Origin of the sequence: Paenibacillus glycinis, from assembly GCF_009909185.1 — a bacterium.
GTDB lineage: Bacteria > Bacillota > Bacilli > Paenibacillales > Paenibacillaceae > Paenibacillus_Z > Paenibacillus_Z glycinis.
Genome location: NZ_JAAAMV010000011.1, coordinates 96,181 through 111,586, shown reverse-complemented (window position 1 = coordinate 111,586; position 15,406 = coordinate 96,181). Strand labels below are relative to the sequence as shown.

Here is a 15,406-nt window from a genome sequence, read left to right as displayed (position 1 = left end):
TTTACGCCTCCTCCTTCGGTTTCGGAAACAGCCATTCATGCGCCGGATCGTTGTGGAACTTCCATGTCCGGACCGGACCGGCCATGACGTTCAGGTAGTAGCTGTCGTAACCCGGCGCCGCGGATACGGGATGGTAGCCCCGCGGCACGAGGACCGCTTGCCCGTCGCGCACCGTCAGCGTCTCGTCAAGCGAGAGGTCGTCGGTATAGACGCGCTGCACGGCGAAGCCTTTGCCGGGGTTGACCCGGTGATAGTAGGTTTCTTCGAGGTACGACTCCGCCGGCAGGTTGTTCTCGTCATGCTTATGCGGCGGGTAGCTGGACCAGTTGCCGGCCGGCGTGAACACTTCCACGACCAAGAGGCTGTCCGCGGCTTCCCCTTCCGGCAAAATGTTCTGCACCCGGCGCGTCATGCTGCCGTAGCCGCGAGGCTCGACGCCGACTTGTTCCGGCGCGATCAGCCGGGCTGGATGCCCGCCGCCGAGTCCCGGGGCCAGGCATACCGCCAGCTCCACGTCCGTCAGCGCCGTGATGCGGTAGCTTTGTTGTTCGGGCACGTACACCGAATACGGCGGGGTGCCTTCGAAGACGTCCATGCGTCCGCCGATGCGGCTCCAGCTGGAGCCGCCCGCTTCCGCGTCGGCCAGACCGCTCAGGAGCACGAGGCATGCCTCCATACCCTCCGTCTGCCGCTCCAGCGTTTGTCCCGGCTTCAAGCGGTACACTTCAAACCCGACGTATTGCCAACCCGCGGATTCCGGCGTGATGCGCAGCACGTTGCCTTCTTCATCCGGTTGCCCCGGACGTACGATCAAGTCGCTCATGCCGGCACGCCTCCTTCGCCGAACAGGGCCAGCAAATGCGCCTTGCCCTTGGCCGCGTAGCCGACGGGCTCGGCCACGGACGGATCCTGCTCCGCTTCGAGAATCATCCAGCCTTCGTAGCCGTTCTCGTCCAGCTGCCCGAGCACCGCGGCAAAGTCGACGCAGCCGTCGCCCGGCACCGTGAACACGCCTTGCTTGACACGCGTCAGGAAGTCCCAGTTCTCGCGGCGCGCCTGCTCGAGCACGTCCATGCGAACGTCCTTCAGATGCACGTAGGCGATGCGGTCCTTGAACTGCTTCGCATAGACCGCCGGATCGCCGCCGCCGTATACGGCATGCCCCGTATCGAGCAGCAGGTGCACGAGCGACGGATCCGTCAGCGCCATCAGGCGTTCGATCTCCTGCGGGCCTTCCACGACCGTGCCCGCATGGTAATGGTAGACGAGCTTCATGCCGAGCTCGCGGGCGATCTCGCCGGCGGCGTTCAAGCCTTCGGCCAGATGGCCCCATTGCTCGTCGCTCAGGATGACCCGTTCCTTGAATGCGGGATCCGCATGCGGCGCGCCCCAAACTTCGCAGGTCACGATGTGGCTCGCGCCCGCTTCCTTCAGAAACTCCGCGTGGCTGCGGTACGCCGCGAGCTCTTCCTCGCGGTAAGCCGGGTCCGCGAACCGGACGCCGCGCCACCAGGACCCCAGCTGCAGGCCGTGCGAGCCCAACGCCTCGCGGACGCCGGATGCCGTTTGCGGAAATTTGCGGCACATCTCCGTGCCCTCGAAGCCGAGCGACGTGAAGTCGCGCATCAAATCCTCGAATGTGTAATGGTCGCCAAGCTCGTGCATATCCTCGTTCACCCAATTGATGGCGGAAATGCCGAGCCGTACCCGTTCTGCGATCGGACGCATGTATCCCTCTCCCTTGTCGTATGCGGAATGTAAGCGCCGCGGCCGCGGCCGTGAAGGCGCGGCGCGGCGAATGGACGGTTAGCTTCGCGCGGCTCCCGAAGCGAGACGCTTGGGGGGCGCGTGATTGCGATGCTGCCGACTGCGATGGACGGCAGGCTTGTATGGAAATCTCGACGTTTCCAGCCACACGGCGCACAGCCCCAAGCCGCAGCGAGCCTTAGATCGGCCGCGCGGTTCCGCGGATTTGCGCGTTGGCCTTAGCCGCTTCGACGACCTTCGGGCTGACGGACACCGTCGCGCCGTCGACGCGCCACCACGATTCGTAGCCGTCCGTGTTCGTGCCCGGCAGCACCGCGATATGCACGAGCGACGAGCGCTCCTCCGCCGCGGCCTTTCCGAGCGCCTCGCGGAGCGACTCCGCGTCCGTCGCGGAGAAGGACGCGCAGCCGAGGCTCGCGGCCAGCCCGCGGAAATCGATCGGCAGCGAATCGCCGGCGAGGACGCCGTCCTGCTTGTAGCGGAATTCATTGCCGAAGCCGTCGCTGCCATGGCCGCGCTGCAGGTTATGAATGCACTGGAAGCCGTGGTTGTCGAACAGCAGCACGGTGATCTTGCGGCGCTCCTGCAGGCTCGTCACGAGCTCGGAATGCAGCATCAGGAAGCTGCCGTCGCCGACCAGCGCGTAGACTTCGCCTTCCGCGCGGGCGAGCTTCACGCCGAACGCGCCGGATACCTCGTAGCCCATGCAGGAGAAGCCGTATTCCATATGGTAGGTTTGCGGCTTGCCGGGACGCCACAGGCGGTGCAGGTCGCCGGGAAGGCTGCCCGCCGCGCACACGACGACGTCGTCCTCGCCGATGAAATCGTTGATGACGCCGAGCACGCGGGTCTGCGTCAGACCGTCCTCGCGCTCCAGCGCGTACAGCGCATCCACTTCCGCGTTCCATTCCGCTTTGCGCGCGGCGAGTCCCGTGCTGTCGTGGTCGGCGCGATAGCCTTGCTGCGCGAGCACCCCGGTCAAGCTCTCGAGCGCGAGCTTGGCGTCGGCGAGCAGCGGCGCGCCTTCGAGCTTATGGGCGTCGAGCGCCGCGACGTTGATGCAGAGCAGCTCCGCTTCCGGATTCGCGAACGCCGTCTTGGACGCGGTCGTGAAATCCGATAGCCGCGTGCCGACCGCGATGACGAGATCGGCTTCGGCGACGGTGCGATTCGCGGCGAGCGTGCCGGTGACGCCAACGGCGCCCAGGTTCAGCGGGTGATTCCACGGCAGGGCGCTCTTGCCGGCCTGCGTCTCCGTCACCGGGATGCCGAACTGCTCGGCGAACTTGCGCAGCGTATCCGTCGCGAGGGAATAATGAACGCCGCCGCCGGCGACGATGACCGGGCGTTTCTTGCCCGCGATCAGCTTCGCGGCCCGCGCCAGCGCCGAGGCTGCCGGCGGACGGCGGTCGATGCTGTGCACCCGCTTGCGGAAGAAGGCTTCCGGGTAGTCGTACGCTTCGGCCTGCACGTCCTGCGGCAGCGCGATCGTGACCGCGCCCGTGTCGGCGGGGTCCGTCAGCACGCGCATCGCCTGCGCCATGGCGCTCATCAGCTGCTCGGGACGGGTAATCCGGTCCCAATACCGGCTGACCGGCTTGAAGGCGTCGTTGGCCGAGATCGTGTAATCCATCGGATGCTCCAGCTGCTGCAGCACGGGATCCGGCTGGCGGTCGGCGAAGATATCGCCCGGCAGCAGCAGCAGCGGAATCCGGTTGACCGTCGCCGTCGCGGCGGCCGTGATCATGTTGAGCGCGCCCGGTCCGATGGACGAGGTGCAGGCGTAGATCGCGAGCCGGCCGCTCTGCTTGGCATAAGCCGCGGCGGCATGCGCCATGCCCTGCTCGCTCTTGCCTTGAATGAAATCGAGCGAGCCGCGGCCGCGCTCCAGCGCTTCGCCGATGCCCGTCACGTTGCCATGGCCGAAGATGCCCATGACGCCCGTGACGAATTTGCGTACTTCTCCGTCGATCTCCACGTACTGGGCGTCCAGGTAGCGCAGCAGCGCTTGCGCCATCGTCAAACGAATCGTGCTCATTGGGCAGAAGCCTCCTTCAGGGATTCGGTCACTTCCGAGATCTTCACCGGACGGCCTTCCAGCAGGGAGATGCGCGCGGCGCGCGCCGCCAGCTCCGCCTGCAGCCCGTCGCGTCCTTGAACGGGCACTTCGCGTTCGCCGCGGACCGCGGCGATGAAGTCTTCGATTTCCTGTACGTAAGAGGCGCTGTAGCGCTCCAGGAAGAAATATTTCGGTTTCTCGCTGTGAATGCCCGTGCCGTCGGAAACCCGGACGTTGTTCGGGTATTCGTTATCCGCCGTCAGACTGCCGCCGGCGCCGAACACTTCCACGCGCTGGTCGTAGCCGTAGCAGGCCTTGCGGCTGTTGTCGATGCTGCCGAACGCGCCGTTCGCGAACTTCAGGGAAATCATCGCGGTGTCGATGTCGCCCATCTCGCCGATCGCCGGATCGATGAGCACGCCTCCCATCGCGTATACTTCCGTGATCTCGCTGCCGCTCAGGTAGCGGGCCATGTCGAAATCGTGAATCGCCATGTCGAGGAACAGCCCGCCGGACGTCTTGACGTAATCCGGGGTCGGCGGGTTCGGGTCGCGGGACGTAATCTTGACGGAGTGGACGTCGCCGATGCGGCCTTCTTCGATAAAGTCCTTCACTTTGCGGAAGTTCGGGTCGAATCGGCGGTTGAAGCCGATCTGCAGCGGCACGCCCGCGCGTTCCGCCGCTTCGATGGCCGCGTAGGTGCGCTCCAGCTCCAGCGATACGGGCTTCTCGCAGAAGATCGCCTTGCCGGCCTGCGCCGCTTCCGTGATGATGTCCACGTGCGTGCCCGTCGGCGAACAGATCAGCACCGCGTCGATCGACGCGTCCTGCAGCAGCTCGCGGTAATCGCCGCTTACCTTGGGAATGCCGATGGAGGCCGCCCATTCTCTTGCCGGCTCCGGGAACAAATCCGAGATCGCCGCGATCCGGACGCCGTTCATCCGAACCAGATTTTCCGCGTGCAGGCGGCCGATGCGCCCTGCGCCGATAATGCCGATTTCAATCGGTTTCATGTTGTTTACCGCACCTCTCATTAAGTAGTGTCGCGAGCGCGCTCGCGTTCGGCCCTTAGGACCGGCAAAGCTTCAACGTGACGATTTCGTAAGGCCGCATCGCAAGCGTCACGCGGCCGTCGCGCACCTCCAAGGGCGCGATCTCCCGCTCGACGCCGCTGCAGCGGATGACCGCCGCGTAGTCGCCGTTCAGCGCCAGCGTCGTCTCCCGGCGCTCGTCGGTCGCGTTCATCCAGCGGATCACGACCGCGTCCTCGCCGCTCTCGGCGGTCTTGACCGCGAGCCAGCGCACGTCGCGAAGCGGCTCGCGCAGCAGCGGCCGGTTCGCCGCGGCTTCCCCGCGCGCCGCGATCAGCGGACGTCGCAGCTCCTCCGCGGCCGCTTCGAGGCCGGCCGCTTTCCAGTCGCCCGCGTGGGGCTGCAGGCGGAAGCGGTATGCCAGATCGCCGCCGATCCACTGCGGGAAGTTCGTGCCCCACTGGTTATTGAACAAATTGAAGAACAGGACGGGCTCCTCGGGCACGTATGCTTCGTCGTATTGGAAGATGCCGGGCTCGCCGATGGAGCAGAGCGGCGTATCCAGCGGGAACACCGCGAGGCCGCTGCCGTCTTCTCCGGTCACGTCGACCCACTGGTCGACGCAGTGCAGCCGCGTGTTCGCGCCGCGGGCGATGTCCCGGACGGGATCGACGACCGCGCCCAGCTTCTGCAGCCGGTACTGCGGACCTCCGACGTTCAGCGGCAGCACGAAGTACCCCGCCTCCGCGAAAGCCGTCTCCCGCTTGCCGGCGAGCTTCCACTCGAAATCGGCGTGGGACGCTTCGCCGTCCAGCGTCACGACGAGCTCGGCCGTCGCCGCGTTGCCGAATTCGCCGCGGCTCTCGGGATCCGTGCCGTAGAGAATCCGGATCTGCTGCCGGCCGCCCTCGCGGATCAGCTCCGTGCGCGCGTCGCCGTTCTCGAACAGGCGTCCGCCGATGCGCGGATAGCCCGGCTTGCCGAAGTCGTTGACGTACCAATCGCGCAGGTCGTACGCGTAGCGCTTCACGAAACGCAAAATATCCGTTTTCCCGAATACCTCGTACTGATACTCGCCGAAGCCGCCTTCGGCCGCCCACTCCTTGCCGGCGCGCTTATCGTAGAAGCTGACGATACGGCCGCTCGCGCCATCCGCGCGGATGCGCAGCGACCCGTTCTCGATGAGCGCTTCGGCCGCCCCGACGCGCTCGCGGAACGCCGTATCGCATGCCGAAAGCTTGGCTTCGCCGGAAGCTCCCGCCTGCCACAGCAGCGCGCGCGTCTCGAGCGGCGCGATCTCGTCGATGACCGCGCGGCCCGCGGCGTCGACCGGGTACCGCTTCTCCGTCGCCGGATCGACCAGCCGGCCGCCGGCCAGCGCCTCGCCCAAGTCGACGACAGCAAACTGCCGGGCCCGCGGCAGCGGATTATGCACGGTTACCGCCATGCCGTCCGCCGCATCCGCGCCGGGAGCCGGCACCGCCGCGGCCAGCTCGCGCCGGGCCGTCCGCACGTAGTCCCGCTGCTCCTCCCAGGATTGCTCCGCTTTCCGATAGCTGTCCGGGAACGCCGCCCGGTCCTTCGCGATGTCCCTCGTCCAGAACGCGCGGCCGTCGGGACGGCCGGGCAGCAGATTGGATTTCACGTCGATGCCCCAGGTGTGCTCGCCGAAGAGCAGGGTCTGCTCGTAGCCCTTGGCGATGTGCCGCATGGCTTCCGCGTCGTCCGGCTTCGGCTGCGTCGCGAGCAGGCTCTCGGCCGACGCCAGGTCGTACCGGAGGCCGCGCACCTGCGCGACCTCCGGCGGATACGTGCCGACGCCGTGTATCCACGAATCCGCCAGATCCTTGGCGATGACCGGAATGTCGTCGTAGCCCCGCGCGATGAAGTCGCGGGCGAAATCGTCCATCGTGCCGATATGAACCTCGGCATCGGGGTATTTCGCGGCGACGTCGTCCAGCAGCTCCTGCACGACGACGCTGCTTTGCGGCCCGAAGTTGTCGTGGGTCTGCAGGAGCGCGAACCAGATCGGATACTCCCAATCGTCCGGCGGCAGCAGGCTCGTGCCGTATTCGCCGGCCGAATACCACGTGAGGACGCGGCTGCCGTCCGGCCCTTCCCACCAGAACAGGCGGGGCAGCTCGACCGGCGCCGAGCATGCGTTGACGCCCAGGTGAAGGAACCGGACGCCCGCCTGGGCGAGCAGCGACGGCAGCATCCAAGCGTGGCCCGGCACGTCCGTCATCTTGGCCGCGATGACCTCCCTGCCGTACTTCCGGTTCAGCTCTTCGCTCATGTACAGGCCGCGCATGTATTCCTCCACGCCGCAAAATTCCGTATGCGTGGTGAAAGGCAGCGCATGCCAGATCAGCTGGCCGGCTTGAACGAGCTGCTCGAGGCGCGCGCGGCGCTCCGCGTCCGGTTCGTCCAGGCATTGCTGCAGCATCCAGGCGGGCAGCGTCCACACGTAGCGATGGCCGGGCGGATTGGCCGCGGTCGCCTCGCAGACGTTCAGCACGTCCTCCATCATGCGTTCCTTGTACTGGCGGACGACCCCGCTCGGCAGGTCCGTAAAGCCCAGATCGACATGCGTTTTGAACACGACGTAAATTTTCTCGGGTTTCATCGTCAACGAAGTTCCTCCCCGGGCGCGGATCCCACGCCCCAGATGATGCGATACTAAGAGAAAACGGTTTCCTTCTTAATGCCATAATTCCAACTAAATCGATGAACGGAGCGCCTTGGGCACATTTCCCTAACAAACGATAATATGTGCTGAAAATGTCGAATAATCGGCGCTAATTTCGAATCGGGCAAACGATGCGCCCTGCCGCTTAACGTAAGGTTAAGCGCTTACCCTATTATTCAAACATGAAAGCCCTTTCTCTGTCAATCACTTCTCTGCTTGCATGCCGCATTTTCTCGAAATGCAGGGTGTCGCCTTCCGGCGCAAGCCGTCCCTCCTTCCCGAGGGCTTCGATCTCGGACGCCGACTCCAAAAACCAACCGACGCCCGCGCATATGCCGTCCGTCCGGCGATAACGGCCCAGCATGCAAAAAAGAGCCCTTGCCACTATGACAAGGACTCTCGAATCGCTCCGAATTGCCGGCCTCCTCCGCTGATTAGCCAAAGCGCCTCGGGGGTAATACATTCCTGCAAGACATGGCCGTACCGGCCGTACAAAGGAGTCGTTTCACGCATGAATGACAAGGATTTTGCGTTTATCGTGCATTTCAACCATGTGATGACCTTCGGCACGCTGGCGCCGCTCGTCCAGACCCGCGGCGCGGTGCTCGAGCTGATGAAGCACCGCCTTCAGCGGGCAGCCGGCTCAGGCGCGCTTCAATCTCGCCGACCCTATACAGGGCGCGCGATCGGAACGGCCTGCAGGCCGATTTCGTAACCGCCGCCCGCCATGCGAAAAGCCGCATCCCCGGAAGGGATGCGGCTTTTCGGCATTCAGAAGCTCCGCTCCATGATCAATGACAGGAACTGACGGGTCCTCGCTTCGCGGGGCCGTTCGAACAGCTGCTCCGGCGGCCCTTCCTCCACGACGGCGCCGCCGTCGAGCAGCATGACGCGGTCGGCCACCTCCCGGGCGAACTTCATCTCGTGCGTGACGATCATCATCGTCCGCCCTTCCTCCGCCAGCTCGCGGATGACCTTCAGCACCTCGCGCACGAGCTCGGGGTCGAGCGCCGAGGTCGGCTCGTCGAACAACAGCAGCTCGGGATCGATCGACATCGCCCGCGCGATGCCGACCCGCTGCTGCTGCCCGCCGGAGAGCTGGTGCGGATAAGCGTCGGCCCGGTCTGCCAGCCCTACCTTCGCGAGCAGCTGCATCGCCTTCGCCCGCGCCTCGCGCTTCGGCGTGCGCCGCACCGTGAGCTGTCCCTCCATCACGTTCTGAAGCGCGGTGAAATGCGGAAACAGATGATACGCCTGGAACACCATGCCCGATTGGCGCCGCAGCGCGAGCACGTCGGCGAGGCGCGGCTTCGCGTCCGGCCGGAATTCCAGCCGGGCCTTCCCGATCGCCACCGTGCCCGAGGTCGGAACCTCCAGCACGTTCAGGCAGCGCAGCAGCGTCGACTTGCCGGACCCGGACGGGCCGATCACGACGAGGACGCTGCCCTTCTCCAGCGTCAAGTCGATGCCGCGCAGCACGGACGTTTCGCCGAAGGCTTTGGTCAAGCCGCGGACTTCGATCATGCGGACGATTCCTCCTTTCGCGATGCTCTCCCATAGACTTCCGCTCCGTTCGGACGGCTTTCTCCGTACCGCCGTTCGCGAGCCGGGTCGACAGGTTATGGATCCGGCTTCGCCGCCTCCCGCGACGCGCGGCGGCTAGACCGAGGAGTACCGGTCGAAATACCGTTCCAGCTGCCGCTGAAGCGCCGCCAGCACCGTGCAGAAGATCAAATAAATCAGCCCGACCTCGCTGTAGACGAGCAGCGGCTCGTAGACCGCCGCCGTGATCTGCTGCCCCTTCTGGAACAGCTCCGTGACGGTCACCGTCGCCGCCAGCGACGTATCCTTCACGAGCGAGATGAACGAATTGGACAGCGGCGGCACCGAGACGCGCGCCGCCTGGGGCAGGATGATCCGGCGCAGCGCCTGCAGCCGCGTCTCTCCGAGCGCGTACGCCGCTTCCCATTGCCCTTTGGGAATCGAGACGATCGCCGCGCGGATGATCTCCGAGCCGTAGGCGCCGACGCTGAGCGTGAAGCCGATGACCGCCGCCGGGAACGCGTCGATGAGGATGCCGAGGCTCGGCAGCCCGTAGAAAATGATGAACAGCTGGAGCAGCAGCGGCGTTCCGCGGATGATCCAGACGTAGAACCCCGCGACCCAGGCCAGCGGGCGGAATTCCGACAGCCGCGCGAGCGCCGTCAGCAGCGCCAGCGCCAGCCCCAGCGCGAAGGAGATCAGCGTGAGCGGGACGGTAAACGCGATCCCCGCGCGCAGCAGGGGCAGAAACGAATCGGTGAAGATGTGAAGGAGCCGCTCCGATTGATCGCTCATGATGCCAACCCGCCTTCTTTACTTCGAGACATCCTCGCCGAAATAGGTGTTGGAAATTTCCAGGTACCTGCCGTCCGCCTTCATGTCCGCCAGCGCCTTGTTGGCGGCGGCGACGAGCTCGGGGTTGCCTTTGCGGAAGAGCAGGCCGCTCCGCGACACGTTGTCCGTCTCCGCCACCACCTTGATCGGCACGTCGGGACGCGCTTTCTTCAGGTCCAGGAAGGACAGCTTGTCATTGATGGTCGCGTCGATGCGCCCGGACGTGAGCAGGTCGATCGCCTGGTTGAAGCCGTCGACCTGGACGAGCTGCGCGCCGTTCGCTTTCGCGATGTCGCCGAGATCGCTCGTGAGCGACTGGCCGGATTTTTTGCCTTTGAGATCCGCCAGGCTCTTGATGCTCGTGTTGTTCTGCTTGACGATCAGCACCGCTTTCGAGAGAATGTACGGATCGGAGAAATCGTACTTCGCCTTCCGGTCGTCCCGGATCGTCACTTCGTTGGCGACCATGTCGAAGCGCTTGGCGTCCAGGCCGGCAAGCATGCCGTCCCACTTCGTCTCCATGAATTTCGCCTTGACCCCGATCCGCTTGGCGACCTCCTCCGCGACGTCCACGTCGAAGCCGGTCAGCTTGCCGCTCTTGTCATGGAAAGTGAACGGCGCGTACGTGCCTTCCGTGCCGACCGTGATCTCGCCGGCCGACTTGATCGCCGCAAGCGAATTGCCGGCAGCCGCATTGCCGCCCCCTTCCGTATTCCCCGTGCCGGCGCCCGCGTTGCCCGTACCGTTGCCGGCATTGCCCTTACCGTTGCCGGCATTCGTGCCGTTATTCGCGCCGTTGTCGTTGTTTTTGGCGCCGCATGCCGTCCCCGCGAGCAGAATCGCCGCGGACAGCATCGTGACGCCGATGCCTCGCTGCCAAGTGTGCATGGCAAATCCCTCCTTTAAATTCGAGGCTAGTATGCCAGCTTTTCCTTTGGACTATCCGCCCGGCGCCGCGCATGGGCGCGCGCCCAACCTCCGCGCGCGAGAAAATCCCCCGGGCTTCGCCCGAGGGGATCAATATTGCGACTCCATGCGAATTCTTGCTCCTTCCGCGCGATAGAAGCCGCATCCCAATGCCCGTCCGTTCGTTGACAGTCCCGCCAAGACGTCCCTATAATGATGACAGCTTTTCAAACGACACCTGTAAAACGCGTCTTTACGGCGTTTTCACGGAAAGGAATCCTTCCCATGCATTCCTCCTCCCCCTCCGGATTGTCCGCCGCGATGCCGCGTTCCAGAAGGCTCTGGACGGCCGGCGTGCTCGGCTCGCTCAGCGCGTTCGGCCCGCTCTCGCTGGATATGTACCTGCCGGCGCTGCCCAAGCTCGCGGACGATCTGCATGCCAGCACGTCGCTGGCCCAGCTCAGCCTGACGGCCTGCATGATCGGCCTCGCGGTCGGCCAGCTGTTCGCGGGCCCGATCAGCGACGTGCGCGGACGCCGCGGCCCGCTGCTGATCGGGCTGCTGCTCTATACCGTCTCTTCGCTGCTCTGCGCGCTGGTGCCGTCCATCGGCGCGTTCATCGCGCTGCGGTTCATTCAAGGCCTCGCCGGCTCGGCGGGCATCGTCATCTCGCGAGCCATCGTTCGCGATCTCTACAGCGGGACGGAGCTGACGAAGTTCTTCGCGCAGCTCATGCTGGTGAACGGCATCGCGCCGATCGCCGCGCCGATCGTCGGCGGGCAGCTGCTTCATTTCACGGATTGGCACGGCGTCTTCATCGTGCTCGCGGCGATCGGCCTCGCCATGTTCGCCGCGGTGCTGTTCGGATTGCCCGAGACGCTGACGGCGGACCGCCGCTCCAAGGGCGGCATCGGCAATACGCTGAAAACCTTCCGCGGACTGTTGACCGACCGGGCGTTCATGGGCTACGCGCTCGCGCAGGGCTTCGTCATGGCGGCGATGTTCGCCTACATCGCCGGATCGCCGTTCGTGCTGCAGGACGTTTACGGCGTCTCGCCGCAGACGTTCAGCCTCTGCTTCGCCGTCAACGGACTCGGCATCATATTCGCCAGCCAGATCGCGGGGCGACTGGCCGGACGCTTCGACGAAACGAAGCTGCTCGTGACCGGTCTCGGGATCGCGGCGGCCGGAGGCGTCGCGCTGCTCGTCACGCTGCTCCTGCATGCGCCGCTCGGCTTCGTGCTGCCGCCGCTGTTCTTCGTGGTCGCCAGCGTCGGCATGGTCACCACCATGGGCTTCTCGCTCGCGATGCGCAACCAGGGCAGCAACGCGGGCAGCGCCTCCGCGCTGCAGGGGCTCATGTCGTTCATCTTCGGCTCCGTCGTGGCACCGTTCGTCGGCATCGCCGGCAGCGGCACGGCCGTGCCGATGGGCATCATCATCGCCGCGCTCGACGTCGGGGCGATCCTGCTGTTCGCGCTGCTGGTCGGCCGCGGACGCGGCGCGGCTCCGACGGAATCGCGGACGCTTTAATGTCCCTTCGCCTAAGCCGGAAGCCATTGCGGCGGACGCGCGGACGATTAGACCTCCTGCGGGAGGTTTTTTGCACTCGCTATTGCGAACATGTGTTCGATCCTATATACTGGGTATTGTGGCGATACTGGATTAGGGTTGCGCACCTATTGAAGCCCATACCAATCTCAAGATCAGAGGAGCTGTTTAGTGATGTCTTTGCGCCTGACCCCGTATTTCGTAATGAACGGCAATACCCAAGAAGCGATCGAATTCTACGAGCGCGCGCTTGGCGCGACGCTGCTGTTCAAGCAATCGTTCGGCGAGATGCCGTCCAATCCCGACTTCCCGCTTCCGGACTCGGCGAAGACCTTGATCGGCCATGCCATGATCCGGATCGGCGAATCCGACTTGATGTTCTCGGATACGTATCCCGGCCAAGACGTCCAAAGTGGCAATCAAGTGACGGTCTGCATCACCACGAACGACGTCGAAGAAGCGCATCGCATCTTCAACGCGTTGTCCGACGGCGGCAAGATCGACATGCCGATTCAAGAGACCCACTTCAGCCCTGCTTACGGCATCCTGACCGATAAATTCGGCATTCCGTTCCAAATTTTCTCCGAAGGCAAGATGTAAGCACGCGACCATAGACAAAAGGAGCTGTCCACGTCATCCGGCATGACCGTGGACAGCCCCTTCGCATACGCGGATTCCCGCGCCCGTCTATGCATAGCCCGGAATTCCGGTTTAGGCTCGCTCCCGCTGCGCGGCGGCTTCAAGCCCAAGCGGGCATTACGCCCGCACGCAGCATCCCTCGGGCGGCTAAGCTCCGAAAACCTCCTTGATCGCCTCCAAATAAGCCAAGCCGTGCTTCGTGTCCGGCTCCAGATAGCTGCCTTCCGTCCATTCGTTCCAGGCGTTGACCGTGAACGCGCGGAAGCCGTTGATATCCCGCTCCAGGAACCGCTTCATCCGCTCCAGCGCCAAGCGGAACTGCTCCGGCGTATTCTCCGAAAGCATGCCCATGAACGGATAACCGAGGTTATCGAACCGGTCCGACTGCACGGTGCGCGGCGAGGAATCCCAGCCCATCGTCACGTTCGGCAGGTAAGGCAGCGCGTACTGGCGGGAGAACTTCTCCCAATCCTCCGCCGATCTCGCGCTGACGTCGGCATAGGGCGTCTCCGGAAACGACGGCAGCTCCTGATGGTGAATCCAGACGTACGAGGACACGCTGTCGATGCCGAGCGCGGCCAGCAGCTCGCCTTCGTTGGCGATCTTCTGCTCGCCCGGCAGAATCTGCACGCCCCAGACGACGGCGTTGACATGCAGCTCGCCCAGTCCCGCCGCGCGCACGCGCGCCCGGAAATCCTCCAGCGCCTCGCGCGTCGCCTCTACCCCGCCCAAGCCCTTCACCAGGCTCATCAGCTCATACACGGACAAGTACAGCTTGCCGTCGATCCGCCAATAGTTCGGGCGCTTGAAATACGCCGCGATCATATGATCCGTCGCCCGCGCGAACGCCTCGCGGCTTACCGTGCCCTGCGCCAGCGTGTTGTACGGCTTGTTTCTCGGCGCCGGATGGATGTCAATCCAGTCATGGTTCGCCCACATCAGCGAGAATTTCAGCCGCTCGTTGTTGGCCGCGCCGAGAAAGCCCTCCTCCAACGCGCGCTCCAGATACGGACCGTCCTCGTACCAGTACCAGTCGAAAATAAACGCGTCCACGCCATGATCCGCCGCCGCATCGATTTTCTGCGCCATCGCGGCGGGATCCGCTTCGTCCGTATACCCCCACAGCGGCACCTTCGGCAGATCGTGGCCGGCAAAGCGCGGCGTCGCCCGCTTTACCAGCTCCCACTCCGTCCAACCCTCGCCGTGCCAAGCTTCGTTGCGTGTATCGACATGATAATTCGGAAAATAATAGACCGCGACTTCGTACGGCTTGTTCGTTTGCGTCATGCGCTGCCAGCCTCCCGGGGATTGGATTCAACCTGTCAGCTTCATCCTACCCCGGCGGCGGCGGTCTTGTATTTGGAGCGGAGGCGGCGGCTTTTGCACAAACAGCGAAAGCGCGGCGCATGCGCCGAACGCCGGAAAAGCCGACTGCGATCGCAGTCGGCCTTTGCCTATGACGAACCCCGCAGGGAATCGCCGTACGCCCGCGGCGGCAGGCCCTCCAGCTTCTTGAACAGCCGGCTGAAATAGTGGAGGTCTTCGTAGCCGCACCGCTCGGCGATCTCGGCGATGGACAAGCCGCCCTCGCGAAGCAGCTCCTTCGCCCGTTCCATGCGCAGCCCGGTCAGGTAGCGCGTCCATGACAGGCCCGTCGCCTGCTTGAACAGCGCGCGCGCATACTTCGGCGTCATGCCGTACCGGCGCACGACGAGCTCCAGTTCCGCCTCCGGCTCCCCGCCGCCGTGCAGGATCGCGATCATTTCCGTGATCATCGGCTTATGCGGGCTGTCCTGGCGGATGCCCTCCGCCGTATGCGTCTCCTCCAGCAGCAGACCGACGATATCGAGCAGGCAGGCGCGCATCCGGGCCTGATAACCGAACGGCCGGCGTTCGAACAGCGCCAGCAGGTCGGCGAAGCGCTCGCCGTACTTATGCGAGGCCACCGTGCGAACGAACGCGGGCAGCTCGAAATCCGCGAACGTCTGCACCGGCCGCTCCAGCAGTTCCTCCTGAACGGGCACCTCGGGCAAATTCGCGTAATCCACCCGCACGTAGACGTCGTCGGAGAAATCCAGCTCGAGTCCCATATAGAGCAGATCGAAGTGGCAGGCGTAATACGCGAACGAACCGCCCTCCGGCACCCGGCAGGCATTCGGCGTCAGCGGCGGGATGACGTGCAGATCGCCCGCTTTCAACTGCGTTTCTTCCTCGCCGAGCGTAAACAGGGCACTCCCGCGGACAATGTAGATAAACTCGTAGTCGTAAATGATTCGGCGCGGCACGCGGTAGCGTTCGTCGCCCTCGTTGTAATGAACGTACCGCACGTAGGGGGCCAACTGCTGCAGCCCGATCGGAATCGTCGCGGACATGCGCGCCCGCCTCCCT

Annotated in this window: 13 protein-coding genes; 3 read left to right on the top strand and 10 right to left on the bottom strand. The window is 64.7% G+C overall.

Going from position 1 to position 15,406, the window contains the following annotated elements:
• Position 1: 1 nt before the first annotated feature.
• The 5 genes from iolB to GT019_RS15460 form a co-directional block, all read right to left on the bottom strand.
• Positions 2 to 823: a 5-deoxy-glucuronate isomerase gene (iolB, locus tag GT019_RS15480; protein WP_161744092.1), complete on the bottom strand. Its 822-nt coding sequence runs from the start codon at positions 821 to 823 to the stop codon at positions 2 to 4.
• A complete protein-coding gene (gene iolE, locus GT019_RS15475) occupies positions 820 to 1,728 on the bottom strand; it encodes a myo-inosose-2 dehydratase (RefSeq protein WP_161744091.1) in 909 nt (302 codons plus the stop codon). The genes iolB and iolE overlap by 4 nt, the downstream gene beginning before the upstream one ends.
• Positions 1,729 to 1,945: 217 nt before the next feature.
• Positions 1,946 to 3,805: a 3D-(3,5/4)-trihydroxycyclohexane-1,2-dione acylhydrolase (decyclizing) gene (gene iolD, locus GT019_RS15470; RefSeq protein WP_161744090.1), complete on the bottom strand. Its 1,860-nt coding sequence runs from the start codon at positions 3,803 to 3,805 to the stop codon at positions 1,946 to 1,948.
• Positions 3,802 to 4,839 carry an inositol 2-dehydrogenase gene (gene iolG / locus GT019_RS15465; RefSeq protein WP_161744089.1) on the bottom strand — a complete coding sequence of 346 codons (1,038 nt, stop codon included), beginning with the start codon at positions 4,837 to 4,839 and terminating at the stop codon, positions 3,802 to 3,804. The genes iolD and iolG overlap by 4 nt, the downstream gene beginning before the upstream one ends.
• A 55-nt stretch (positions 4,840 to 4,894) precedes the next feature.
• A complete protein-coding gene (locus GT019_RS15460) occupies positions 4,895 to 7,483 on the bottom strand; it encodes a DUF5054 domain-containing protein (RefSeq protein WP_235948277.1) in 2,589 nt (862 codons plus the stop codon).
• A gap of 574 nt (positions 7,484 to 8,057) precedes the next feature.
• Here GT019_RS15460 and GT019_RS15455 point away from each other — a divergent pair.
• Positions 8,058 to 8,261, top strand: coding sequence for a hypothetical protein (locus tag GT019_RS15455; RefSeq protein WP_161744087.1), 204 nt, complete (start codon positions 8,058 to 8,060; stop codon positions 8,259 to 8,261).
• Between the two features lie 56 nt (positions 8,262 to 8,317).
• On the opposite strand, the gene GT019_RS15450 is transcribed toward GT019_RS15455, so the two are convergent.
• The 3 genes from GT019_RS15450 to GT019_RS15440 all read right to left on the bottom strand — a co-directional run bounded on the left by GT019_RS15450 (position 8,318) and on the right by GT019_RS15440 (position 10,777).
• A complete protein-coding gene (locus GT019_RS15450; protein WP_161744086.1) occupies positions 8,318 to 9,070 on the bottom strand; it encodes an amino acid ABC transporter ATP-binding protein in 753 nt (250 codons plus the stop codon).
• A gap of 135 nt (positions 9,071 to 9,205) precedes the next feature.
• The gene (locus tag GT019_RS15445) at positions 9,206 to 9,883 is read right to left on the bottom strand and encodes an amino acid ABC transporter permease (protein ID WP_161744085.1); all 678 of its coding nucleotides are present in this window, start codon (positions 9,881 to 9,883) and stop codon (positions 9,206 to 9,208) included.
• Positions 9,884 to 9,901: 18 nt separating this feature from the next.
• The gene (locus GT019_RS15440) at positions 9,902 to 10,777 is read right to left on the bottom strand and encodes an amino acid ABC transporter substrate-binding protein (RefSeq protein ID WP_161744136.1); all 876 of its coding nucleotides are present in this window, start codon (positions 10,775 to 10,777) and stop codon (positions 9,902 to 9,904) included.
• A 336-nt stretch (positions 10,778 to 11,113) separates the two neighbouring features.
• Between GT019_RS15440 and GT019_RS15435 the strand changes: the two genes are divergently transcribed.
• The gene (locus GT019_RS15435) at positions 11,114 to 12,361 is read left to right on the top strand and encodes a multidrug effflux MFS transporter (protein WP_161744084.1); all 1,248 of its coding nucleotides are present in this window, start codon (positions 11,114 to 11,116) and stop codon (positions 12,359 to 12,361) included.
• A gap of 192 nt (positions 12,362 to 12,553) precedes the next feature.
• The gene (locus GT019_RS15430) at positions 12,554 to 12,979 is read left to right on the top strand and encodes a VOC family protein (protein WP_161744135.1); all 426 of its coding nucleotides are present in this window, start codon (positions 12,554 to 12,556) and stop codon (positions 12,977 to 12,979) included.
• Positions 12,980 to 13,165: 186 nt separating this feature from the next.
• Here the strand turns inward: GT019_RS15430 and GT019_RS15425 are convergent, their stop codons facing one another.
• Positions 13,166 to 14,305, bottom strand: coding sequence for a glycosyltransferase WbsX family protein (locus GT019_RS15425; RefSeq protein WP_161744083.1), 1,140 nt, complete (start codon positions 14,303 to 14,305; stop codon positions 13,166 to 13,168).
• A gap of 167 nt (positions 14,306 to 14,472) precedes the next feature.
• Positions 14,473 to 15,390 carry a helix-turn-helix transcriptional regulator gene (locus GT019_RS15420; protein WP_161744082.1) on the bottom strand — a complete coding sequence of 306 codons (918 nt, stop codon included), beginning with the start codon at positions 15,388 to 15,390 and terminating at the stop codon, positions 14,473 to 14,475.
• Positions 15,391 to 15,406 lie beyond the last annotated feature (16 nt).

What these genes read in the sequence shown, in the direction of transcription:
- GT019_RS15445 (WP_161744085.1), bottom strand. Translation starts at nt 9,883, where the DNA reads ATGAGCGATCAATCGGAGCGGCTCCTTCACATCTTCACCGATTCGTTT.
- iolD (WP_161744090.1), bottom strand. Translation starts at nt 3,805, where the DNA reads ATGAGCACGATTCGTTTGACGATGGCGCAAGCGCTGCTGCGCTACCTG.
- GT019_RS15455 (WP_161744087.1), top strand. Translation starts at nt 8,058, where the DNA reads ATGAATGACAAGGATTTTGCGTTTATCGTGCATTTCAACCATGTGATG.
- GT019_RS15430 (WP_161744135.1), top strand. Translation starts at nt 12,554, where the DNA reads ATGTCTTTGCGCCTGACCCCGTATTTCGTAATGAACGGCAATACCCAA.
- GT019_RS15435 (WP_161744084.1), top strand. Translation starts at nt 11,114, where the DNA reads ATGCATTCCTCCTCCCCCTCCGGATTGTCCGCCGCGATGCCGCGTTCC.
- GT019_RS15425 (WP_161744083.1), bottom strand. Translation starts at nt 14,305, where the DNA reads ATGACGCAAACGAACAAGCCGTACGAAGTCGCGGTCTATTATTTTCCG.
- GT019_RS15420 (WP_161744082.1), bottom strand. Translation starts at nt 15,390, where the DNA reads ATGTCCGCGACGATTCCGATCGGGCTGCAGCAGTTGGCCCCCTACGTG.
- GT019_RS15460 (WP_235948277.1), bottom strand. Translation starts at nt 7,483, where the DNA reads ATGAAACCCGAGAAAATTTACGTCGTGTTCAAAACGCATGTCGATCTG.
- GT019_RS15440 (WP_161744136.1), bottom strand. Translation starts at nt 10,777, where the DNA reads ATGCTGTCCGCGGCGATTCTGCTCGCGGGGACGGCATGCGGCGCCAAA.
- iolE (WP_161744091.1), bottom strand. Translation starts at nt 1,728, where the DNA reads ATGCGTCCGATCGCAGAACGGGTACGGCTCGGCATTTCCGCCATCAAT.
- GT019_RS15450 (WP_161744086.1), bottom strand. Translation starts at nt 9,070, where the DNA reads ATGATCGAAGTCCGCGGCTTGACCAAAGCCTTCGGCGAAACGTCCGTG.
- iolG (WP_161744089.1), bottom strand. Translation starts at nt 4,839, where the DNA reads ATGAAACCGATTGAAATCGGCATTATCGGCGCAGGGCGCATCGGCCGC.
- iolB (WP_161744092.1), bottom strand. Translation starts at nt 823, where the DNA reads ATGAGCGACTTGATCGTACGTCCGGGGCAACCGGATGAAGAAGGCAAC.